Annotated in this window: 24 protein-coding genes and 1 riboswitch; of the genes, 9 read left to right on the plus strand and 15 right to left on the minus strand. The window is 43.8% G+C overall.

The window, feature by feature from the left end; all coding sequences use genetic code 11:
* Window positions 1–95 precede the first annotated feature (95 nt).
* Genes R2J37_RS11645 through R2J37_RS11665 form a run of 5 tightly spaced genes read right to left on the minus strand, consistent with a single transcriptional unit; the run spans window position 96 to window position 5124 of the window.
* On the minus strand, window positions 96–1838 hold the full coding sequence (locus R2J37_RS11645) for an NADH-dependent [FeFe] hydrogenase, group A6 (protein WP_230105526.1): 1743 nt from the start codon (window positions 1836–1838) through the stop codon (window positions 96–98).
* 15 nt (window positions 1839–1853) lie between these two features.
* Window positions 1854–3641 carry an NADH-quinone oxidoreductase subunit NuoF gene (gene nuoF / locus R2J37_RS11650; RefSeq protein WP_230105525.1) on the minus strand — a complete coding sequence of 596 codons (1788 nt, stop codon included), beginning with the start codon at window positions 3639–3641 and terminating at the stop codon, window positions 1854–1856.
* Between the two features lie 13 nt (window positions 3642–3654).
* Window positions 3655–4035 carry a (2Fe-2S) ferredoxin domain-containing protein gene (locus tag R2J37_RS11655; protein WP_230105524.1) on the minus strand — a complete coding sequence of 127 codons (381 nt, stop codon included), beginning with the start codon at window positions 4033–4035 and terminating at the stop codon, window positions 3655–3657.
* A gap of 33 nt (window positions 4036–4068) precedes the next feature.
* Entirely contained in the window at window positions 4069–4626 is a 558-nt protein-coding gene (locus tag R2J37_RS11660) for an ATP-binding protein (RefSeq protein WP_230105523.1), read from the minus strand.
* 3 nt (window positions 4627–4629) lie between these two features.
* Window positions 4630–5124 (minus strand): NADH-quinone oxidoreductase subunit NuoE family protein, encoded by a 495-nt coding sequence (locus R2J37_RS11665; RefSeq protein ID WP_230105522.1) that lies wholly within the window; start codon window positions 5122–5124, stop codon window positions 4630–4632.
* Between the two features lie 305 nt (window positions 5125–5429).
* On the opposite strand from R2J37_RS11665, the gene R2J37_RS11670 reads away from it, so the two are divergent.
* From R2J37_RS11670 to R2J37_RS11710, 9 genes are all read left to right on the plus strand, one after another.
* Complete coding sequence (locus tag R2J37_RS11670) at window positions 5430–5783, plus strand: hypothetical protein (protein WP_256195611.1); 354 nt, start codon at window positions 5430–5432, stop codon at window positions 5781–5783.
* Window positions 5776–6198, plus strand: a complete 423-nt coding sequence (locus R2J37_RS11675; protein ID WP_230105520.1) for an ATP-binding protein — start codon at window positions 5776–5778, stop codon at window positions 6196–6198. The genes R2J37_RS11670 and R2J37_RS11675 overlap by 8 nt, the downstream gene beginning before the upstream one ends.
* A 42-nt stretch (window positions 6199–6240) precedes the next feature.
* On the plus strand, window positions 6241–7623 hold the full coding sequence (locus tag R2J37_RS11680; protein WP_316265119.1) for a [Fe-Fe] hydrogenase large subunit C-terminal domain-containing protein: 1383 nt from the start codon (window positions 6241–6243) through the stop codon (window positions 7621–7623).
* A 2-nt stretch (window positions 7624–7625) separates the two neighbouring features.
* Window positions 7626–7955, plus strand: coding sequence for a hypothetical protein (locus R2J37_RS11685; protein WP_316265121.1), 330 nt, complete (start codon window positions 7626–7628; stop codon window positions 7953–7955).
* Window positions 7952–8677: a PHP domain-containing protein gene (locus tag R2J37_RS11690; RefSeq protein ID WP_316265122.1), complete on the plus strand. Its 726-nt coding sequence runs from the start codon at window positions 7952–7954 to the stop codon at window positions 8675–8677. The genes R2J37_RS11685 and R2J37_RS11690 overlap by 4 nt, the downstream gene beginning before the upstream one ends.
* A 66-nt stretch (window positions 8678–8743) precedes the next feature.
* A riboswitch (cobalamin riboswitch) is annotated at window positions 8744–8962 on the plus strand.
* A 154-nt stretch (window positions 8963–9116) separates the two neighbouring features.
* On the plus strand, window positions 9117–9875 hold the full coding sequence (locus R2J37_RS11695) for an energy-coupling factor ABC transporter permease (RefSeq protein ID WP_316267038.1): 759 nt from the start codon (window positions 9117–9119) through the stop codon (window positions 9873–9875).
* Window positions 9868–10194 (plus strand): energy-coupling factor ABC transporter substrate-binding protein, encoded by a 327-nt coding sequence (locus tag R2J37_RS11700; protein ID WP_316265123.1) that lies wholly within the window; start codon window positions 9868–9870, stop codon window positions 10192–10194. Before R2J37_RS11695 ends, R2J37_RS11700 begins: the two co-directional genes overlap by 8 nt.
* Before the next feature lie 28 nt (window positions 10195–10222).
* Window positions 10223–11023 (plus strand): cobalt ECF transporter T component CbiQ, encoded by an 801-nt coding sequence (gene cbiQ, locus R2J37_RS11705; RefSeq protein WP_316265125.1) that lies wholly within the window; start codon window positions 10223–10225, stop codon window positions 11021–11023.
* Window positions 11024–11027: 4 nt separating this feature from the next.
* Window positions 11028–11873 (plus strand): energy-coupling factor ABC transporter ATP-binding protein, encoded by an 846-nt coding sequence (locus tag R2J37_RS11710; RefSeq protein WP_316265127.1) that lies wholly within the window; start codon window positions 11028–11030, stop codon window positions 11871–11873.
* 47 nt (window positions 11874–11920) lie between these two features.
* Here R2J37_RS11710 and kynU read toward each other — a convergent pair whose 3' ends face one another.
* The 10 genes from kynU to R2J37_RS11760 form a co-directional block, all read right to left on the minus strand.
* Window positions 11921–13195 carry a kynureninase gene (kynU, locus tag R2J37_RS11715; protein ID WP_316265129.1) on the minus strand — a complete coding sequence of 425 codons (1275 nt, stop codon included), beginning with the start codon at window positions 13193–13195 and terminating at the stop codon, window positions 11921–11923.
* Window positions 13196–13247: 52 nt separating this feature from the next.
* Window positions 13248–14375 carry a YkvI family membrane protein gene (locus tag R2J37_RS11720; protein WP_316265131.1) on the minus strand — a complete coding sequence of 376 codons (1128 nt, stop codon included), beginning with the start codon at window positions 14373–14375 and terminating at the stop codon, window positions 13248–13250.
* A 225-nt stretch (window positions 14376–14600) separates the two neighbouring features.
* Complete coding sequence (locus tag R2J37_RS11725) at window positions 14601–15977, minus strand: helix-turn-helix domain-containing protein (RefSeq protein ID WP_316265132.1); 1377 nt, start codon at window positions 15975–15977, stop codon at window positions 14601–14603.
* A gap of 174 nt (window positions 15978–16151) precedes the next feature.
* A complete protein-coding gene (locus R2J37_RS11730) occupies window positions 16152–16601 on the minus strand; it encodes a hypothetical protein (protein ID WP_316265134.1) in 450 nt (149 codons plus the stop codon).
* A 5-nt stretch (window positions 16602–16606) separates the two neighbouring features.
* A complete protein-coding gene (locus R2J37_RS11735; RefSeq protein ID WP_316265136.1) occupies window positions 16607–16900 on the minus strand; it encodes a hypothetical protein in 294 nt (97 codons plus the stop codon).
* Window positions 16901–17261: 361 nt separating this feature from the next.
* Complete coding sequence (locus R2J37_RS11740) at window positions 17262–17504, minus strand: hypothetical protein (protein WP_316265137.1); 243 nt, start codon at window positions 17502–17504, stop codon at window positions 17262–17264.
* Window positions 17505–17556: 52 nt separating this feature from the next.
* Window positions 17557–18579 (minus strand): virulence RhuM family protein, encoded by a 1023-nt coding sequence (locus R2J37_RS11745; protein WP_316265139.1) that lies wholly within the window; start codon window positions 18577–18579, stop codon window positions 17557–17559.
* Between the two features lie 595 nt (window positions 18580–19174).
* Window positions 19175–20047 (minus strand): PD-(D/E)XK nuclease family transposase, encoded by an 873-nt coding sequence (locus tag R2J37_RS11750; protein WP_316265140.1) that lies wholly within the window; start codon window positions 20045–20047, stop codon window positions 19175–19177.
* Window positions 20048–20510: 463 nt separating this feature from the next.
* Complete coding sequence (gene wecB, locus R2J37_RS11755; RefSeq protein WP_316265142.1) at window positions 20511–21623, minus strand: non-hydrolyzing UDP-N-acetylglucosamine 2-epimerase; 1113 nt, start codon at window positions 21621–21623, stop codon at window positions 20511–20513.
* 42 nt (window positions 21624–21665) lie between these two features.
* The gene (locus R2J37_RS11760; protein WP_316265144.1) at window positions 21666–23192 is read right to left on the minus strand and encodes a polysaccharide biosynthesis protein; all 1527 of its coding nucleotides are present in this window, start codon (window positions 23190–23192) and stop codon (window positions 21666–21668) included.
* Window positions 23193–23196 lie beyond the last annotated feature (4 nt).

Consider the following 23196-nt stretch of genomic DNA (forward strand, 5'->3'; position numbering starts at 1 on the left):
GAATACGCCCATGCTGGGCAAACAAAATCCCGGAGACGGTATGTTTGCTCCGCCTCCGGGATTTCTTATTATTTGTGGATCTTTTCCTTATCCGGCTAATTCACAGTCCTCTTTACATAAGTTGTATGCAGATATTCGTGAGCCTTATGGCTTCCCGGTTCGCCCAGATATTCCTCATAAAGCTTTTTGATCGCCGGATTTTCGTGGGATTTCCGGATTGATTTTGCCTGATCATTCCGATAGAGCACTCCTGCCCGGATGGCACGTACATCTGTAAAGTTTCTCACATCGCCGGATACCTGCGGCTGTCCGCCTCCATTGACGCATCCGCCCGGACATCCCATGATCTCTATGAAATGATAGCTGGCTTCTCCGGATTTCACCTTATTAAGCAGATTCCTTGCATTGTTAAGTCCTGAAGCAACTGCCACTTTAATGTCCATTCCGGCCACATTGTAGCTGGCCTCCTTGATTCCTTCTGTGCCGCGCACATCGGTAAATTCCAGATTGGCAAGTTCTTCACCGGTCAGAACTTCCACTGCAGTACGAAGAGCGGCTTCCATTACTCCTCCGGTTGCGCCGAAGATCACACCTGCACCTGTAGATTCGCCCATCGGATCGTCAAATTTCTCATCCGGCAGCGCAGTAAAGTCAATGCCGCACCTTTTGATCAGCCGGGCCAGTTCTCTTGTGGTGATGGCAATATCCACATCCGGAACTCCCGCTGCATTCTGATCATCTCTTCCGATTTCAAATTTCTTTGCCGTACAGGGCATTACACTGACGGACACAATCTTTTTCGGATCGATTCCTTCTTTTTCAGCAAAATATGTTTTCAGCATCGCCCCGAACATCTGCTGGGGTGATTTGCAGCTGGACAGATTTTCTGTCATATCCGGGAAATAATGCTCACAATATTTGATCCATCCCGGTGAGCAGGAAGTGATCAGCGGAAGTACGCCGCCGTTTTTCACGCGATCCAGAAGTTCTGTAGCCTCCTCCATGATCGTAAGATCGGCTGCCCAGTCCGTATCAAATACCTTATCAAATCCGATCCTTCTAAGTGCTGCAGCCATCTTTCCTTCTACATCTGTTCCCATGGGATATCCAAACTCTTCTCCAAGTCCCGCTCTTACGGAAGGAGCAGTCTGAACCACTACATATTTATCCGGATCTGCAATCGCTTCTATGATCTGATTTGTATAATCTTTTTCATACAATGCCCCTGTAGGACAGACTGCAATACACTGTCCACAGGATACACAACTGGTCTCCCCCAGCCCCATATCAAATGCGGATCCGATAAATGTATCAAATCCCCGGTTGTTGGGTCCGATCACACCGATCCCCTGGGTCTTTTCGCACACTGCCACACAGCGCCGGCACAAAATACATTTGTTGTTGTCGCGGATCATATGAGCAGCAGAATCATCCAGCTCATAATGATTGGTTTTTCCTTCAAAATAGTTCTCATCCTCTACTCCGTACTCCCTGCAGAGCTGCTGAAGCTCGCAGTTTCCGCTCCTTACGCATGAGAGACATTTCTTATCGTGATTGGACAAAAGAAGCTGGAGCGTTCTCCTTCTTGACTTGATCAGTTTTGGTGTGTTGGTGTACACTTCCATTCCTTCCGTCACCGGATATACACAGGCTGCCACCAGGTTTCTGGCTCCCTTGACTTCCACCACACACATACGGCATGCACCGATCTCATTGATTTCCTTCAGGAAACACAAAGTCGGTATCTTAATTCCTGCCAGATGTGCCGCTTCAAGAATGGTGGAGCCGGCTGGAGCGGATACTTCAAGACCATTGATTTTTAAGTTTACGTTTTCCATATTCTCCATCCTCCATTATTCTTTGTAAATAGCACCAAAACGACATTTCTCCATGCAGGCGCCGCATTTCACACATTTCTCCTGATTGATCACATGCGGCTCTTTTACCTTGCCGATGATAGCGTCGTTCGGACAGGTTCTTGCACACAGAGTACATCCTTTACATTTATCTGCATCAATCCGGTACTGCAGAAGATCCTTACAGACTCCTGCCGGACATTTCTTGTCTACAATATGAGCGATATATTCGTCCCGGAAATACCGCAGGGTGGAAAGAACCGGATTGGGAGCTGTCTGCCCCAGCGCACACAGAGAATTGGATTTCAGATGTTCTGCCAGTTCTTCCAGGCGATCGAGATCCTCCATGGTTCCCTGACCCTTGGTGATCTTTTCCAGAATTTCCAGCATGCGCCTTGTTCCCACACGGCACGGCGTACATTTTCCACAGGATTCATCCACTGTAAATTCCAGGAAGAATTTAGCGATATCCACCATACAGGTATCTTCATCCATAACGATCAGTCCGCCGGATCCCATCATGGAACCAATGGCGATCAGGTTATCGTAATCAATAGGAACATCAAAATGCTCTGCCGGGATACAGCCGCCGGACGGTCCTCCGGTCTGGGCCGCTTTGAATTTCTTGCCTCCCGGGATTCCTCCTCCGATCTCCTCTACAATCTCCCGGAGTGTAGTTCCCATTGGAATCTCCACAAGTCCCGTATTGTTTACTTTACCGCCGAGGGCAAAAACTTTTGTTCCTTTGGACTTCTCCGTTCCCATAGATGCAAACCATTCCGGTCCGTTCAAAATGATCTGCGGAATGTTTGCGTAAGTTTCCACATTGTTAAGGATCGTCGGCTTCTGGAACAATCCTTTCAGCGCCGGGAACGGCGGACGGGGACGAGGCTCCCCTCTGTTTCCTTCAATGGATGTCATAAGAGCAGTCTCTTCGCCGCATACAAAGGCACCGGCTCCAAGACGAAGCTCAATATCAAAATCAAATCCGGTTCCGAAAATATCTTTTCCCAGAAGACCGTATTCTCTTGCCTGACCGATGGCAATGTTCAAACGCTCTACCGCGATCGGATATTCTGCACGCACATAGATATATCCCTGGGATGCTCCGATAGCGTATCCTGCAATTGCCATAGCTTCCAGTACAACATGGGGATCACCTTCCAGTACAGATCGATCCATGAATGCACCGGGATCCCCTTCATCTGCATTACAGCAGACATATTTCTGATCCGCCTCATTTGCCGCTGCAAACTTCCATTTCAGACCTGTGGGGAATCCTGCTCCTCCCCTTCCTCTAAGTCCGCTGTCCAGAAGGATCTGGATCACATCCTCCGGTTTCATCTCTGTCAGCACTTTTCCGAGCGCCTCATAGCCTCTTGTACCGATATATTCTTCAATATTCTCCGGATTGATCACACCGCAGTTCCTAAGGGCGATTCTGTGCTGTTTCTTATAAAACTTTGTCTCCTGCAGGGGAAGCACTTCCGTTCCTTTTACTGTCTCATCATAGAGGAGACGTTTTACAACTCTTCCTTTCAGCAGATGTTCCGATACAATTTCCGGGATATCTTCCTCCTTTACCATGGAATAGAAGGAACCTTCCGGGTATACGATCATAATAGGGCCTAAGGCGCACAGGCCGAAACATCCTGTTTTCACAACGCCAACTTCATTTTCCAGCCCCTGCTTTCTGATTTCTTCTTCCAGTTTCTCTCTGATCCTCTGGCTGCCTGAGGAGGTACATCCGGTTCCTCCACAGACCAGTACATGTGAACGATACATATGTAACCTCCTTTTATTCTTTACTGATTTTTTCCGCTGCAAGCGTATATTTTGTTACAACCTGCCCGCCCTTAAGATGCAGGCGGAACACTTCCATTGCCTTTTCCGGCGTCATTTTCACATAAGTAACCTTTTCTTTGCCCGGCTCCATCACCTCAACAATCGGCTCATACTGACAAAGTCCGATGCATCCGGTCTGGGTTACGTTAATATTATTTAATCCTTCCTCCTGTACAGCATCTGCCAGCGCTGCCAGAACCGGGCGGGCGCCGCTTGCGATTCCGCAGGTTGCCATACCCACAACTACTCTTGTCTGTGTCGCATCTTCGGAGCGGAAGCCGACTTTTCCCTGCATTTTCTCTCTAATTGCCCGTAACTCTTCCAGAGATTTCATACTCTTCCTCCATTTCTTTTTCAGATCTTTCCGTTACAAATTTTTCCCTCCGCTTACTTCCCTGTGATTTTCCTTAAGATAATCCATAATGAATGCGGAAACTTCCGGGGAATGAAGCGGCACATCGCCTAACATTTCTTTCATCTCTCTTGTATCGAGGACAAATTCCCGGCCATCGCACGCATAACGATACCGAAAATCCACTTCCTCATGGTATACCATCAGATTATGTACAGTCATACTCATATCGCCAAGAGGCATTCTGTCAATACTGGACAGGACAAACCGGGCGGTAAGGACCGTCCCTTTCCCTTTCTTGGATGTAATCTGAAAGCTCCCTCCTGATATTTCCGCTGCCTGCTTAAAAAACGGAACACCAAGCCCTACCTTGCGCGTTGTCCGGGTAGTAAAAAAGGGATCCGTCACTCTTTGCACCTGTTCAGGGTCCATACCGGATCCGTTATCTTTGATGGTAATACTAAGAGAATCTTCTGCAGTACTGACTGCAACTTCTATTTCGACAAAAGCTGCTCCCGCACGGACAGAATTTTCCGCCGTATCAAGAACATGCAATGATATTTCCGGCAGCATAGGCTATTCGTACTTTGCCAAAATATCGTCAATATCATCTACTTTTAACCTGCCATATACATCGTCATTGATGGTCATGACAGGGGCCAGACCACAGGCACCGATACAACGGCACGCATCCAGGGAAAACTTACCGTCGGGGGTACATTCTCCTCCCACGATCCCCAGCTTTTCCATCAACTTATTGTAGATGTCGCCGGAGCCCTTTACATAGCATGCCGTGCCAAGACAGACGGAAATCTTATATCTGCCCTTGGGACTTAACGTAAACTGAGAATAAAATGTCGCAACGCCATAAATTTTTTCCAGCGGTATTCCCGTTTCATTGGAAATGATCTTCTGCACTTCTATCGGAAGATATCCGTAAATATCCTGCGCCTTTTGCAGGATAGGCATAAGCGCACCTTTTTCATCTTTCATTTCGCGGATCACTTCCAGCAGTGCCTGTTCCTGTGCTTCAGTTCCGCGAAACGGAACTGATGTTTTCTTAGAAAGCATTTCTGAACCTCCCTTGTTTGTATTTTGTCTGAAAATTGCCCAGCGCTCCTATATAGAGGCTGACTATTGTTTATAACACATTCTACCACAGTACATACTAAATATCCACTTATTTTTTCCTTATATTTTGTTAAATTTGTTTACATTCAAGCTATTTTTTTCACAATCATGTCAATAAATGCACAATATTTAACCTCGTTTTTTATATATTTTATACAAAATGTATTGATTTGCCATATTCTCAATGCTATACTTTATTAAAGTCAATTGTTTCATATTAGTATTCTGTTTTGCAGGAGGTTCCTATGATAATCAGAGAAATCCAATCGCTCCTGAAGGCCCGTATTCTGGAGGGCGAAGCACAGCTTGACCACACTGTCTCCGAAGCCTTTGCCTCGGATATGATGAGTGATGTGCTGGCTTATGCTTCTCCCCATTCCGCCCTTCTCACCGGCCTTTGCAATCCGCAGGTCATACGTACTGCAGAAATGATGGATATGCCGTGCATTATTTTTGTCCAGGGAAAATCCCCCGGCTTAGAGGCTCTTGCTCTTGCGGGAGAAAGGGATATCTGTATTTTGCAGACATCTTTGGACATGTTCTGCGCATGCGGTATCCTGTATACTCACGGACTGCCTGGAGGTGGTGCGCATGAGTAAAACACTGACATTTGAATATCAGGTTCCGGGCGATGATTTTACCCGCGCCGGCGAAGCAAGCAGCAGCGTAAAGAATAAGCTGAAAATGATGGGTGTAGACAGCACAGTGATCCGCAAAGTGTCCATTGCCATGTATGAAGGAGAGATCAACATGGTGATCCACGCAAACGGCGGTACAATCAAAGTACTGGTCTCTGATGACAACATCCGGATCATCCTTGCCGACACCGGCCCCGGCATTCCCGATGTGGAAAAAGCCATGCAGCAGGGATACTCTACCGCTCCGGAGGAAGTTCGTTCTCTTGGCTTCGGCGCCGGAATGGGACTTCCCAATATGAAGAAGTATTCTGACGATATGAAGATCGACACCATAATCGGAAGCGGAACTACCGTCACCATGGATATCCATATGTAAGAGATTCATCAAAAGGACTGACAGGAAGGAGGCACTTCAGCTTTGGATCATAACGATAAATTTATAAATTCTGTAAAACTGGATAAGGACGCCTGCACCGGCTGCATCAACTGCATCAAATACTGTCCCACCCAGGCAATACGGGTACATAACGGCAAGGCTTCCATAAATCCGGATTTCTGCGTGGACTGCGGACGGTGTATCCGCTACTGCCCCAACCATGCCAAAATACCTGTATCTGACTCCCTGGAGGAGATCACACATTATAAATACACAGTGGCTCTCCCCGCCCCTTCCCTCTATGCGCAGTTCAACAATCTGACAAACATAGATATTGTGTTAAATGCCCTGATCTCTATGGGATTTGATGATGTTTTTGAAGTGAGTGCGGCAGCGGAGCTTGTTTCGGAAATGACAAGAAATTACATTGCACAGCATCGGGATGAAGCTCCTTTCATCAGTACAGCCTGTCCCACCATTGTCCGTATGATCCGGGTTCGCTTTCCTACGCTTATCCCCCGTCTTCTGCCCCTTAAGCCTCCTGTGGAGATCGCAGCCGAGATTGCCAGAAAAAAGGCAATGGAAAAGACAGGACTTCCCGCTTCGGATATCGGGATCTTTTTCATTTCTCCCTGTCCTTCCAAGGTAACTTATGCCAAAGCACCTCTTGGCATTGAAAAAAGCCAGATTGACAAGGTATTGGCGATCAAGGACGTTTACCCCGTCCTCTTAACTCATATGACCCACGATGAGTCCCGCCTGAAGCCGCTTGCCGCCTCCGGCCGTATCGGAATTGGCTGGAGCAACAGCGGGGGAGAGGCAGCCGGGCTGATCACAGACAATTATCTGGCAGCTGACGGCATTATGAACGTCCTTCGCGTCCTGAGCGATCTGGAAGATGAAAAATTTTACGGTCTGAAGTTCGTGGAACTGAATGCCTGCAACGGCGGCTGTGTCGGCGGCGCTTTGACGGTGGAAAATCCCTACATTGCCACTGCAAAGACGAAGAAGCTGCACCGCTATCTTCCTGTGTCCCGCACCCACTCCAACATGTATCCCGATGTGGATTATCACTGGGACAGCTATGTGGAATACGAGCCTGTATTCCGGCTTGGGAAGACATTCCGGGAAAGTCTGGAAATGATGGGCATGGTAGAAGAGCTGACAGAACAGCTCCCCGGCCTGGACTGCGGCTCCTGCGGTGCGCCCACATGCCGTGCTCTGGCCGAAGATATTGTAAGGGGCGAGGCAGACAGAACCGACTGTATCTATGTATTTTTTGAATATATCGGAAATCTCTCCCGGGAAATTTCCTATACGGCGCGGAATCTTACTTCTTCTGAAGACGGATCTGAAATTTCCAGGGAAGACCTGGAAGACTATGTAAAAAAACTGGAGGCAGAGTTAAAGAGAAAGGATGTGTAAAAATGGCTTCTGTACAGGATCTTATCAATTCCGGAATATTCCATACCGAAAATCCGGGGAGAAGCGAACAGCCGATCACCCGTGTATTTTGCTGCGACCTCTTAAGCGTCGCCATGGGGAAAGCGCCTTCCGGCTGCGCCTGGGTCACAGTCATTGGCAACCGGAACACCCTGGCTGTCGCTTCTCTTGCAGATGTATCCTGCATCGTCCTTGCGGAAGGGGCCTCTTTTACAGAGGACGATATGCAGTGTGCCAAAGAGCAGGAAATCGCAGTATTTTCCACGGATCTTCCTGTCTTTGAAGCCGCGCTGAAGGTTCATCAGCTGTTATGATCCCGCTCTATTATGACCTGCACATCCATTCCTGCCTGTCGCCCTGCGGAGATGACGATATGACCCCTTCCAACATCACCGGCATGGCCGCAGTCAAGAATCTGGATGTCATTGCACTTACGGATCACAATTCCTGCAGGAACTGCCCTGCTGCCATAGAGGCTGGCAAACGTCTGGGAATCACAGTCCTTCCCGGCATGGAACTCACTACATCGGAAGAGATCCATGTCCTTTTCCTGTTTGCCTCCCTCGGTCGCGCCCTTTCCTTTGACGCCTATGTGTATGAGCATCTTCTTCCCGTAAGAAACCGCCCGGAAATCTTCGGCACTCAGCTGATCGTAGATGAAAATGACAAAGTGTCCGGATCCCTGGATAAACTTCTGATCAGCGCCACAGACATCCCTTTTGATGAAACGGGAAAGCTGGCTGACTCCTTTGGCGGCATCTGTTTTCCGGCCCATCTTGACAAGTCCTCTACCAGCCTGATCTCCAATCTGGGAGCGATCCCGCCGGACAGCACCTTTTCCTGTGCAGAACTGAAAGATATGAAAAATCTGCACCGGCTGAAAAGAGAACACCACTATCTGGAAAACTGCCGGATTCTCTCCAGCTCGGACGCCCACTATCTATGGGATATTGCAGAGCCAAACCTGCAGATCTATGCCCGTTCAAAGTCTCCTTCTGATATCTTGGAAGCACTTGGCCGCGGTGTTTTAAGATGAGCAGGAACGCTTTTAGAAATGCTTGACTTTTGAAAAACGCCATGCTATTATTTATCCTGTTAAAAGTAAAACTAAATACATTCAGGTGCCTGTAAAGTCTGTGTGTGCAGCCTTGTACAGGATAATAGGGAAACAGGTGCAAATCCTGTACGGTCCCGCCGCTGTAAGGAAGGAGCGATTTTTATTATGCCACTGTATCTTATGCTGTGATATGCGGCAGATATGGGAAGGGAAAAACCGTGATGATCTCCAAGTCAGAAGACCTGCCTGTCTGTATGGAACTGCCGTCTGTCACGGAGTATGACACAAGGTATAAAGGAAGCAAAGTTTTCGTTCTTTTGCTTCTCTTTTTGGTGCCCTTGTTCTTCCCACGACAGGGGCATTTCTATTGACTGTAGAATATAATCTAAAGGAGGAGCATTTTATGACAAATCGATCCATGACACTTTATGAGAAAATGCTGGTATCTTTAACAGCTGTCCTGGCCCTGTCCCTGGGGACGGCCCCCAGCGTACATGCCATGCATATTATGGAGGGCTATCTTCCCGGCGATTCCTGCATCGCCTGGGGCGTTATCTGCCTTCCCTTCCTTTTAGCCGGCTTTTTCTCTATTCGCCGAACACTTGCGTCCAACCGGAAAGCGCTGGTTCTTCTTGCCATGTCCGGAGCATTCATTTTCGTTATTTCTTCTTTGAAGATCCCTTCCGTAACCGGAAGCTGTTCCCACATGACAGGTACCGGCCTGGGAGCTATTTTATTCGGCCCTTCTGCTGTAAGCATTCTGGGCCTCATTGTGCTTTTGTTCCAGGCAATTCTCCTGGCTCACGGAGGGCTTACTACTCTTGGCGCAAACACCTTCTCCATGGCTATTGCAGGACCCATTTTATCCTGGCTCATTTATACGATCTGCAAAAAGCTCAAAATAAACCGGCGTGTCAGCATCTTTCTCGCTGCTGCCCTGGGTGATCTTTTCACCTACTGTATTACCAGCATTCAGCTGGCGCTTGCCTACCCGTCCCAGCAGGGAGGATTCCTCACATCTGCTGTAAAATTCCTGGGCGTGTTTGCTCCCACACAGCTTCCCCTTGCTGTCATCGAGGGAATCCTGACCGTTGTCATCGTCATTGCTCTGGAAACCTATGCACAGCCTGAGCTGAAGTTGATCGGATATCATAAGGAGGCAAAAACATATGAGTAAAAATAAACGAACCGTCATTCTTTTACTGATCCTCGCTGTTCTTCTGGTGATTTCCCCTCTGTTTTTCCAAAAAGACGCTGACTTCGGCGGATCCGACGACGCCGGAAGCGTCATGGTGGAAGAAGTCCAGGGAGAAGCCTATGAGCCCTGGTTCACGCCTGTCCTTGAAACCTTCCTTGGCGGGGAAGTTCCTGGAGAAATAGAAAGTTTGATCTTCTGCGTACAGACCGGTATCGGCGTAGGGATCATCGCATTTTTCATGGGAAGATTTGTAGAACGAAAAAAATGGATGAAGGATACGGATCCAACCGAAGATTAACGCTTGTATCCGTCAGGAGGCTGTTTCCATGTCACTTATTGATAAATTATGCTATACGTCCAAACTGCGATATACAAATGCCGGAGAAAAGTTTTTCTTTTCTCTGGCCTCTTTGTGCTTCTGCATCGTCAGCCGTTCTGTCCTTGTAGCCTTGATCGTCCTTTTGGCATCCTCCTGCCTTACCATAAAAAAAGGCGGTATTTCTCTCCGTTACTACCGGAAACTGATGGAGATCCCTTGCGCCTTTTTACTCGTCAGTACAGCGGCCATTATTGTAAATATCTCTTCCGTTCCCCTTGACGCATTTGCCCTTCCTGTGGGATCCTGGTACATAAGCGGAAGCTGGGAAGGGATTTATCGCGGGATCCAGCTCATCCTCACTGCCCTTGCCTGTGTTTCCTGTCTGTATTTCCTGTCCCTTAGCACTCCTGTGACAGACATGGTTTCCGTTTTGGAATCCTGGCATATCCCCTGGCTCATCATTGAACTTATGATGCTGATCTACCGGTTCATTTTTCTCCTGCTGGAAATTGCTTCCTCCATTTCCTGTTCCCAGCGCTCGCGGCTGGGGAACAGGAATTTGAGCACTTCCATAAAATCATATGGTCTCCTGGCCTCCTCTTTGTTTATTCTTTCTATCCGGCGGGCCAGCACTGTATACGACGCGATGGAAGCCCGGTGCTATAATGGCAGGATCCATGTTTTAAAAGAGCATCACCCCGTCAGACGCAAAGAAATCCTCTGGCTCATCTTATTTGAAGGGGTTCTTTTCCTGATCACTGTATTTGATGCCAGGCTATCAGAAATACTTTTCAGAATGTGGAGGTAATCTTATGAGAGATATCATACTGGAAGCCCGAAACCTTTCTTATTCCTATGAGGACTCATCCTCTCCTGCCTTAAACGGTCTCTCTCTTTCCGTCGCCCGCGGCAGCAAGATCGCCGTTATGGGAGCCAACGGTTCCGGAAAATCCACCTTCTTCTTATGCTGCAACGGAATCTTAAAACCGGATCAGGGAGAACTCCTTTTCAAGGGACAGCCGGTATCTTACCGCAAAAAAAATCTGCTGGAACTTCGCAGCAAAGTGGGAATCGTCTTTCAAAATCCCGACACCCAGCTTTTCTGTGCCAGCGTCTATCAGGAAATTTCCTTCGGACCTCTCAATCTGGGTATTCCGGAAAAAGAAGCCGCAGAAGCGGTAGAAAATATCATTGAAACACTTGAGATCACAGACTTTCGCCACCGCCCCGCCCACGCTTTAAGCGGCGGACAAAAAAAGCAGGTGGCGCTTGCTGACATCCTGGTAATGAAACCGGAAATCATGATCCTGGACGAGCCCTTTGCCGCCCTGGATCCTGTCCACACCCGGATCATCCGCCAGCAGATTGACAAAATGTGCGCTTCCGGCATGACTGTGCTCCTGGCAACTCACAATACAGACTATGCCCTGGAATGGGCCGATGAAGTTGTCCTTTTAAAAAACGGACGCGTCCTAAGTCAGGACCGTCCTGACAAAGCGCTTACAGATGAAGAACTTTTAAAAGAGACGAACCTGGAACTTCCTTCCGTGATCCGCCTCCATAAATTTCTGTGCAGCCGGGGGATGGCTGATCCTTCTTTGCCTGTCCCCAGAAACATGGATGAACTGGAAAAAGAGCTGCTTGCTGTCAGATCCTGAAACCTCTTCTGCCGCTTAAAACTCCCGCATCTTAAAAGGACCATGGCTTACGCCACGGTCCCTCTTTTATTTGCAAAGTTTTCATATTCTTTCTTTTCCATAATGTCCACAATAATATCTACCATATCATACACCTCTGTATAGGAGATATAAAGTGGAACCGGAGCCAGTCTGATCACATCCGGGAACCGGAAATCCGGAATAATATTTCTTGCTTTCATTGCCGCATTGATGCGGATCGCATCCTCATGCACCAGCGCAACATGGCCGGTACGTTTGGAATCTTCCCTGTAATTTCCTACGGAAAATCCATATTTTGAAAGTCTGGTATCGATCAGATACATCAGATATTCTGTGATATCCAGGGATTTCTTCCGCAGATTTTCAAGGCCTGCTTCTTTGATCATTTCAAGGCTTCCTTCCAATGGCGCCATAGAAAGAACCGGCTGTGTTCCTGTCTGCCATCCTCCTGCATATTCTGCATGTTCAAAATACTGCTCCAGATTGAACTGTGTATCCTTTCTGTTTCCATGCCATCCTGCAAGTCCCGGTTCCATGGAAAAATGTTTCTTATTGATATACAGACCTGCAATCGCTCCCGGGCCGCCGTTCAGGTATTTGTATGTACACCACACTGCAAAATCCGGCTGGATCTCCTTAAAATCATGGGGAACTGCTCCAATAGAATGGCAAAGGTCAAATCCTACATAGATTCCTCTTTCATGTGCAGCGTCTGCAATCTTTTTCATATCAATGAGCTGGGCGCTTCTGTAGAGAGCAGAAGGAAGAAGAACAAGGCATACGTCATCTGTCATCGCTTCAATCACATCGTCCTCATAAATATATTCTCCGTCCCGGCTCTTTACCACTTTCAGACATTCATCCGGATCATATCCATGTACGCGGATATTGCTGTATACCGCATACCGGTCTGTCGGGAAATTCAAGTCATCCATAATAATCTTATTTCTTTCCGGAGTCGGCTTATAGAAAGTAGCAATCGCCTGATGCACATTCATTGTTGTGCTCATGCAGATAGTCACCTCTTCCGGATCCGCATTTACAAGGGGTGCACACATTGCTCCCAGTTTATCCTGATACAGGAAGTAATCATATTTCTCCCACATATCAATTCCGGCCTTTTTCCACACTTCCAGCGCATTCATCAGCGCTTTTTCCGCATCTTTGCTGCACAATCCAAGAGAGTTTCCGTCCATGTAAATGACACCCTCCTGCTTATAAAACCTCTGCTGGAAATCCTTCAACGGATCTTCCTGATCCTTTTTCTGCGCAAACGCTCTTCCATCTTCATATTGTCTCATATTGGTCTCCTTTCTGATCTCACCCCACGAAATCATATACCTTTTTCACTTTTTAATTTTGGGCTTTTCCTACAACATCATTTTCGTCAAACTCTTCGTACTTCTTTTTCTTAATATATTTTGTATAGATCATTCCTGCAAAAATGACAACTCCCGCATATCCGGAAATCGGATAGATAATGCTGATCATAGTGGAAAAGGACAGCTGCCCTCCAAATATACTTACAATCGCCGTCACAATTGCAGCCACACGATATGGTGTACTCTTGGAGTCAGAAGAAATTTTATTACATACTGTATAGAGCATCGGAACTGCAGTAGTGTAGATTGCCCCAATCAGAAGAACAGAAAATATCTGTCCGAAAATCGGATGAATTGACGCTGCCACAAACAGAGACGGAATCTCAAGATTATAAACATCGCTTAAGTTTGCAAGCAGTCCGAAGTTCAGGATCATAACTGCGATCAAAAATGCTCCGCCTCCAAAGATTCCTCCCAGCAATGCATTCTTTCTGTTGGTAGCGGTAGACTTTCCAATGTCAGCAAGGTAGGGAACCACTCCGGTCACTGTATATGCCCCGTACATAAATCCGGATACCGCCCAGTTATTGAAATTATTACGCACTTCCACCTGCTTCAGCGTAGCATCCGCCTCTGCAATTCCTGCCGGGTTACTTACAATAGAGATAATGCCTATCAGAATCGTCACAGCCAGAAGCACCGGAGCAATATATCCCACGATCTTTACCAGCTTGTTCAGTCCCAGAAGAACGGTCAGAAGCGAAACAATGATCATAAATGCCCGTCCGATATTTCCATTGACACCATAGTACTCTTCAAACGTAGACCCTGCCCCTGATATCATAGTGGAATATACAAAGAACAACATGATCGGAGTAAACCATTCCATGACAAATCCCAAATACTTTCCAAGGTAAAAGTTGAACATCTTACCTGAATTGTGAAGCTTAAGTTTCCGTCCATCTTCTACGATCACAGTAACAAACCATACATACAGCAAAAGCGCAATAATCCCAGCACCTATACTTCCCAGTACCCCGTGTCCGGTAAAATACTGCATACACTCTTGCCCTGAAGCGAAACTTGAACCAATAACAAATCCCATAAATGCTCCGCCTATGGCAATTACCTGAGATATGCTGATTTTTTTCTCTTCCATATAGCCCCTCCTTTTTTCTGAATATTTTTCCGTTTTTTTGTTGTTGAATTTACTATACCGTATTTTGACAGTTATATTCAATTGAATCGGATAGCTATTGCAAAACGTCAACAGGGTCAAAAAAGAGGAAGTTGAATTCAAGTTATTCAACTTCCCCACCGTTCTTCTTATTGTCCGGGTGCAAAATCTTTGCAGATACCGGCGTGTCTACAGATACTGACATGTCTACAGATACCGGCGCAGTTCTTCCGGAGTCAGCTCATAACAATCCGGACGCTGTATCATGGCATCAAAATATTTTTCAAACACTCTTATAATCTGCGGATACATAGAAATATGATAATTTTCATTTGGCTTCCTTCTGGAATTTTCCAGCGTTACTGCCATTGTATCAATAAATATAGAGGGAAACATTTTAAGGTTCTCTGACTCACTCACCGTATCCCGCAGAACATAAACCTTAAATCCATGATTTTCCTCCATACACTTGCTAATGTAATGAATATGGTCCCTCACCTGCTTTTCTGTCAGATGATGCGGCACATTTCCCAGGCTTAACTCTCCTGTTGCAATATACTCGCTGATCACCGAGGAAAACAAAAGAAGATCCACTCTGGCATTATATGTATAGGAAGAAAATACTTTCTTCAGCTTCCTTAAATAATCCGAATAATCTTTACTCTCACTTTGCTTTGCCAGTTCTTCCATTACATTTTCCGGCAGGAGCATAGCAGGTGCCTCATTGAAAAACAATCTCTGCCGGCGGCAGGAATAAGAATCCAGCTGTACATTCGTTTTTCTTAAATTTTCCGGCGAAGCATAGCTCAAAACCTGCTCGGCATTCTCAAAAATTTCTCTCCCGATTCTGCGGAACATAGACGCCACTTCCGGATCCGTGCTGAAGCAGGCTGCAAAATCATCCTCTTTCTGATACAGGATCTGTATGTAAAAAAATCCATTCACCACGATGATCCATGGCGTCTGCTCTTTTGCAGCAACAATAGAAATTTCCGCTCTTTCATAGCCCGCAACAATATTCAGGAGCATATCACAGTACAGCTTGTTTTCTACTTCCTGCTCCGGCATATTCATGCACATTTTCATGCTGAATCTCTTTGTTCCGGCAGACGGCAGCTTCTGCAGCAGCTCATAAAACCGATGTCCCAGATGTTCCAGTACATTAAAGGAGGCGGCAATCTCAACAGTGTGGTCGTCCAGCGCGCTGACCTGACGGAACAGCTTCTCAAACACATCAAAGAAATCCTTTCTGCTGTCCACAAAAGACAGAGAATAAGTTCCCTGTATCTCCATCTCTTTAAACAATTCATCCTTCCTGCAGGCGTTCAAAAGCTCCTCCGCAATCTCTGCCGCATCTGCACCCACATCTTTCATATTCTGTGCAAAGCACTCCGCCAGTGCATAAATGATCTCACTTCGGTTCCGTTTGGAGGGCAGCTTAGCTCCATTCACCCACTTGCTGATGGAAGTAATATCATAGTTAATAAAATTTGCCAGCTCTCTCTCCTTCAATCCGGCAAGATGCATCAGCTTTCTAAGCTCTTCTCCGAATTTTTTACTTTCTGTCTTTCTTTTATCTGTCAATTTCTTTACCTGCCTCTGCTGTTGTCTTTTGTCATAATTTGCAGCAATATCTGCCAATATTGCTATAAAACAAACAATAATAAAATTATAATACCTGCAGGATAAAAGAGCAATAGAGTTTATGGCCGCTGACCTGACACTTTAGCGGAAAATTAGCAATCCCCGTTCTTCCCGTTACTCCATCTTACGGCGGATTGCCTCAATCTCTTCCTCGCTCCACCCACTGGCTTTTTTGATCATCCAGGTGTCCGCGCCTGCTTTCAGAAAAGCAAGGATCATTTCTCGTTTTCCTTCCAGCTTTCCCTCCTCGCGGCCCTTTTCTTTCAGTTTCTCTAATGCCGTACACATATTCATTCCTCCTTCACTCTCCAAGGCTTCTTCAACGATCAGGCTGCTGTCTGTCATAACTCCGATCACTGCACCCACGTCGGATTTTACTACTTTTTCTCCGTAAAATTTCTTCACTTTAGCAAATTCACCCTGATAAATATATCTGGTGATCTCAAAAATGGTCTGGACATCTTCATTATCAAAATGATATTGGGATGACTCCCTCACCTGCAGCAGATTCATCCGATAATCCGAAAACACTCCGGAAATCTCCGAGGGCATATCTCTGATCATGTCCTTCAGGCTCTGTGCAGTATCCCATGATGGATCTTCCGCTGATTCTCAATTCCCAGTATCACAAAGTCCGTACCATGAGCTGCCTTTTTCACAACATCTCTGGCTCTTGTCAAAGATTCCTCATACTTTCCAGATTTTATGAGATTAGATACATCCGTATCCAACTCTTTCAGCGCCTCCGGCTGGATCACTGTCTTACCGCCAAATACAACTGTGTTAAAGAGACTGGCAAAATGTCCGTTATCTCTCCAAAAGTTTTTAAATATAACGTCAGGCTTGATTCCCGTGTTTCTCATATTCGCTCCTCTTCCATTCTGCTGCTGAAAATAAGTAACAATCTGTCATTACTGTATCTAATTAGTTATCACGGAAAGAATCTGCTCCGGGCTATATCTCTATTCATCGTCAAGGGCAGGCGACCTTCTCATATTCCATCTGCCCTTTTGTCAATTTACATAATTTTATTATAGGATAAAAAAGAAGGAAAGTAAAGACCGGATTTATGGAAATTAAATTCCAGCTTACTTTCCTTTTTAACATCTGCTTTTCTCAAGATCCTCCATAATTTTCCCACATAATATTTCAAAACCACGTCTTTATCCATATGGGAAGGTATGCACAAAATATAGTATAGATCTCCATACAAAGACTTTATCTTTACTTCGACATCGCTGCCCCTTCAGCAAGCCATTGCTGAATCTGGTCCATGCTTTCCTTTACCGCCTGTGAAATCTTATTGACAGGCATTCCCATTGAGGCAAGTGTCATGGCTGTTTCTTTTTTGGCCTTTTGTTCTCCAATCTCAATTCCCTCATTATAAATCTCATCCATCTCACGACACATATCCTCTACTCCTTTCGGCGTTTCCTTTAACTCCCGGACACGCTCTGCCAGAATCATACTCTACATTCTATCCATAATCATAGGAAAAGATCTCCTTATTCCTATCCAGTTACTTTTCCTCAGTGCTGGCCACAAGACGGTCAAAATCGCTCTGATACTGACGATCTTGAAGAATACGATATTGTTCAAATTCACTTTCTGCAAAAGCTTTTGCGATTTCAGCCGTAACCTTTCCTTTATCATGTAAGATTTCAGCATCGTTAAATTGCAGAAACGCATCCAGTTTGGAAGCCCAATCTGCCATCGTCATAGGAATATGGCGCCTGGCTTGCCTTGTCGCATAGTCCAGGTACATTGTGACAATCTCGTTCAACTCTTCCATTTCATCGACAGATAAGTAATTTTTTGCGATAGATACATCAGCTTTCACAATCTTTCCATTAGGAGCATTACGCCAAGATGTTAATCCCATATGCTCTTTTGTGTAATCTGCTCTTGCTGTGATAACCTCCGCTGCGGTATTACCATGAATAGCATAATGCATCTTGTTCTGCACTGTTGCAAAAAATTCTCGCGTGATTTGACTATCGAAAGAATAATCAACCGCAGTAGCATATATGTCCGTGATTTTCTGATAAAAACGGCGCTCACTAGCTCGAATTTCCTGTATTTCGGAAATCAGGTGGTCAAAATAGTCCTCGTCAAAAATTTGCCCGTTAATCAGTCTACTTTTATCCAAAACATATCCTTGTTTGGCAAAAGTGTCCAATACTTTCGTTGCCCATTGCCGGAACTGTGTTGCCCTGCCAGAGTTAACGCGATACCCGACAGCAATGATAGCAGATAACGAATAGAACTTATATTGATAAGTTTTTCCATTATCCGCAACTTGTGCAAAATTTGCACAAGTTAAATCCGCAGACAATTCACCGCTTTCGTAAAGATTTTTGAGATGCTTTGTAACAACGCTTCTGTCCACATCAAAAAGCTGACCAATCGCTTTTTGCGTTAGCCATACATCGTTATCCTGCACACGGACTTCAATCCCATCCTCGTGAGCGTCCTTCGTAAACACAAGGAAATCTACGGTACTATTTCGAATCTGCAATTTAACGTTTTTATTTTCAGCCATTGTATATCACTGTCCCATCATTCATCATCAGATTTATTTTCTTTATACTACTCTTGTAATTATTACACTTGCTTCAATCTGCATTATCACTCGATAATTTGACCTTATAATGTCGATTATACTATCCATTTCTCCGGTTATCAACTGCCAGCTCATGTTCTCATACTTAACATAATTAAGCATGCTCTGTTAATATCTGTTTGTACATCGCATTCGCATTTTTATACTAAAAGTCATGCAGCAAATATCCAAACGTAATCCAAATTCTTCTATTTGCTTCTTTCCTTTACTCCATCCACATCGGATTGCTTCAATCTCTTCCTCACTTTCTATTTGCTATTATGGGCAGATTCCATCTGTTAGTATACCATTCGCCCTCGCTTTTAATTTACATAATTTTATTATAAGGTAAAAAAGAAGGAAAGTAAAGACCGGATTTATGGAAATTAAATTCCAGCTTACTTTCCTTTTTAACACTCTGCTTCTCTCAAAATCCTCCGTAATTTTCCCACATAATATTTCAAAACCATATCTTTATCCATACGGGAAAGTATACAAAAGATATAGTATGGATTTTCATACAAAGACTTCTTCTTTACTTCGACATCGCTGCCCCTTCAGCAAGCCATTGCTGAATCTGGTCCATGCTTTCCTTTACTGCCTGTGAAATCTTATCGATAGACATTCCCATTGAGGCAAGTGTCATGGCTGCTTCTTTTTTGGCCTTTTGCTCTCCTCGCTTTTCTCCAATCTCCATTCCTTCATTATAAATCTCATCCATCTCACGACACATATCCTCTACTCCTTTCAGCGTTTCCTTTAACTCCCGGACACGCTCTGCCAGAATCTCGCTAAACATCTCATCTGCAGTTCTGCATTGCAGATCGTGCATTAAACGGCCCAATGCAGTCTCTTTATCCTTGATTTTTGCATTCACATAGATAAGGTGAGCACCGTCCTGAAAATCTTCCCTTGCCTCTTCAATTTTTTTATTAATGTGATAAATAGGAAGTCCATAGCCAAGCACATCATCTCTTGTAATGAAAATTACATAGCTTTCTGGCAGTTCATCAAAATCCTGTCCGGCTTCCAGAGTATTCATATCCAAAAGTCCACTGTGATATCTGGCTCGTTTGGCAGAAGCCCCTTCCTCTTCCTGCTGGAGTTCCACATCGTACCGTTTCGACTGAGTGTCACGGGCAACGCAGTCCAAAACAGCCGATCGTCCCTGCAGATTCTTATAATCCTTCTGCAGGACCTGCTCCTTCACTTCCAAATCTTCTTTGTCCATAATGATCCGTAAAATATACTCTGTGCATTCCCGCTTTTTCAAGACATTTCGCATGAAGATATCGCTCATGATCGTAAGTCCTGCAAGAATCCGCTTGTATTTTTCATATCGATCCTCAAGCTCATGCTCTTCCACCGGTACGTCAAAGTTTCTGGCATCTTGTGCCTCTTTCCCCATAGGCAGCCTCCTTTTCTTGATTGTATAAAGAGGCTCTTTCTCCCTCTGGTTCCGTTGATTGTCCTGCCTTATTTTATTTTCCATACCATCCAGGAAAGAACCTCTTTACTGTATATAAATCAGTTGTAAAAGCATTGAGATATCTTTCCTGATGTGTATTTAGAAAATAAGATACAGGAAACAAAACTAAGACGCTTGCCGCTTCCTGTGAAAGACACAAAAGATTGTGAAGATATAATGCTTTAGATATATGTTAACATATGTAGAATGGTTTGTCTAGTAGTTTGACATAATCGTCACATTTCTACTTTCTCGCTAAATGCAAAAAACTCGCTTTCCTTACATTATTATATATAAGAACAGCGAGTTTCTACTAACATTAATATTTTTACCTATCTTTTTACTATTGCAAAGTAAAGTATTACTATAACTTATTAATTTTAAAAAATCCTTTTATATACTTTTAACTGAACGGCCTCGGTGTTTTTCCTTCCAAAATGTCAGCAATTCTTTCACTGGCGAATCCGTCTCCATAAGGATTAGAAGCTTTACTCATGGTAGTGTATACCTCATCATTTATTAACAAATTAGAAAAATTCTGATAAATTGTCTCTTCATCAGTTCCTACCAATTTAAGAGTTCCTGCCGCAATTCCCTCTGGTCTCTCTGTTGTATCTCGCATAACTAAAACTGGTTTTCCTAATGAAGGAGCTTCCTCTTGGATCCCCCCAGAATCTGTAAGAATCAAATAACTTCTATTCAAAAAATTGTGGAAATCCAAAACATCTAACGGCTCAATTATTCTTATACGATCACAACCTGAAAGTTCCTGCTCAGCCTTTTCTCTTACAGCCGGATTCATATGAATAGGATAAATAGCTTTAACATCTGGATGTTCTTCCATCACACGCCGAATAGCTCTAAACATATGTCGCATAGGTTCGCCTAAATTTTCTCTTCTATGAGCAGTAATCATAATCAGTCTGCTTCCCTCTGCCCAATCAAGATGCTCATTCTTATAATCTACCTTTACGGTCGTTTTTAATGCGTCAATCGCCGTATTACCTGTAATATAAATACTGTCAGGATTTTTCCCTTCTTTTATAAGATTATCTCTCGATAAGGTAGTTGGTGCAAAATTGAAAGATGAAATAATAGATACAGCCTGTCGATTAAACTCCTCTGGATAAGGACTGTAAATATTATACGTACGGAGTCCAGCCTCTACATGGCCTACAGGTATCTGCAAATAGAAACAAGCCAATGCAGTTACAAATGTTGTGGAGGTATCTCCATGAACTAAAACTACATCTGGCTTGACTTCGTCCAATACAGACTTGATTCTATTTAATATATTCGTTGTTACATCAAATAGTGTTTGCCTATCTTTCATAATCGAAAGATCATAATCCGGCACCACCTTAAAAGCATCTAAAACTTGATCTAACATCTGTCTATGTTGTCCTGTAACACAAACTACTGTATTAATATTTTTGCGCTTTTTTAACTCATTAACCAAAGGGCACATCTTAATTGCCTCAGGTCTCGTTCCAAAAACTATCATTATTGTTTTCATCTATAGTCCCTCACCTAACCGCTTATCTTTTTTGAAATATCTCTAACACCGTATTTCTTTTATAAATCTTTTTATCACTTTAATAGATTGTTTCAATTCATTTTTATAGAATGCTACTGCTGTTATTCCTATTATTCCTATAGATATTATCGAAACAATTAGGGCTTTTATAATCCAAGATGTAATGTCCACGACTGCTACCTTTACAAACAAAAAGCCTACTGAGATAATAATAATATACCCCATCAATGATAGACATACATTTTTAAATGTATACGTTGATTTCACATTTAATATATTGTGTGGTACATAATATATTAAATCAATACATCTATATATGTTTGACAGACATGAAGCTATCATGATTCCCGTAAGCTTATATAAAGGAGTTAATATCAAACCACCAATAATAATTATCAATACCTGTATTGTGCATTGCACTCTTGTTTCTTTATAATGCCCTGCCGAACCTATTAGCATTCCTTGTGGGGTTTTCATATTATACAAATATCCATTTAGCGCCATCAGCACTCCTAAAACTGGAAAAATATAGTTCTGATCGTGAATATCTGATGTGTATATTTTTACAAAATCTACAATTAAAACCGTAGTCACTGAATATACAAAAGTATTTATGCATGAGTATACAAATACAAAAAGGTTATAGCTACGTTCTAAAGTATTTTGTTCCTTTTTTGCTAATACATCACCAAAAGATGCTCCCAAACCAGATATAAAAATACTCATAATTCCGTTTATTCCAGACATAACCATGTTATATATCGTATAAACACTAACTAATGACAGAGAGCAAAAAAAAGTGGCTAGTACAACAGGTACACTGCTTTGAGTCGCCCCAAGCATCTGTTGATATAGCGCATCCCATCTTTTATCTAAAGCACTTTTATCTGGTTCAAGATCATATCTTATTTCTGAATATTTTCTGCAAACATAAGTTTTTAAAATAACTGTCCTTGAATAAACAGCAATTATAGCGAACAAATATACGAGCACAATACTAACCCGAAAAAAAGCCAATATTGAAATGATTAAGATATAAATAATCTGGTATACGATAGAGGCCGCCGAAATGATATAAACTTTTTGGTCAGCTGTTAATAAAACTCTGTATTTAGCCAATGTAAAAAAATCAAAAAATGATTTTGCTCCCAATGCAATTACTAATATGAATATTTGAATATATGACAGCTGTTTCGTATTGTTGAAAAGCGGATAAGTCGCGGCCAATATAATTACTAGAAAAGTAAATATATATCCACATTGATAATAATATTTTTTTGCTGCACTTAAAATTCTGTTTATCTTATCCAAATTTCTTGTAGCCAGTGGCTCATATAGCGAATAAACAATAGCGGCAGCCAAGCCCGCCTCTACCAAACTAAAATATGAAATAAACTGATTAATAGATGAAACAAGTCCATTTAATTCCGACCCGTATGCAACTAACATTACTCGCGGGACAATAAAGCCACTAATCATTATAATAAACTGATATATTGCAGTTACTATTGTACTATAAAAAAATTGTGTAGTTCTGCCTTTTTTCATAAAG

This window comes from Claveliimonas bilis, from assembly GCF_030296775.1.
In the GTDB taxonomy this organism is placed as follows: Bacteria; Bacillota; Clostridia; order Lachnospirales; family Lachnospiraceae; genus Claveliimonas; species Claveliimonas bilis.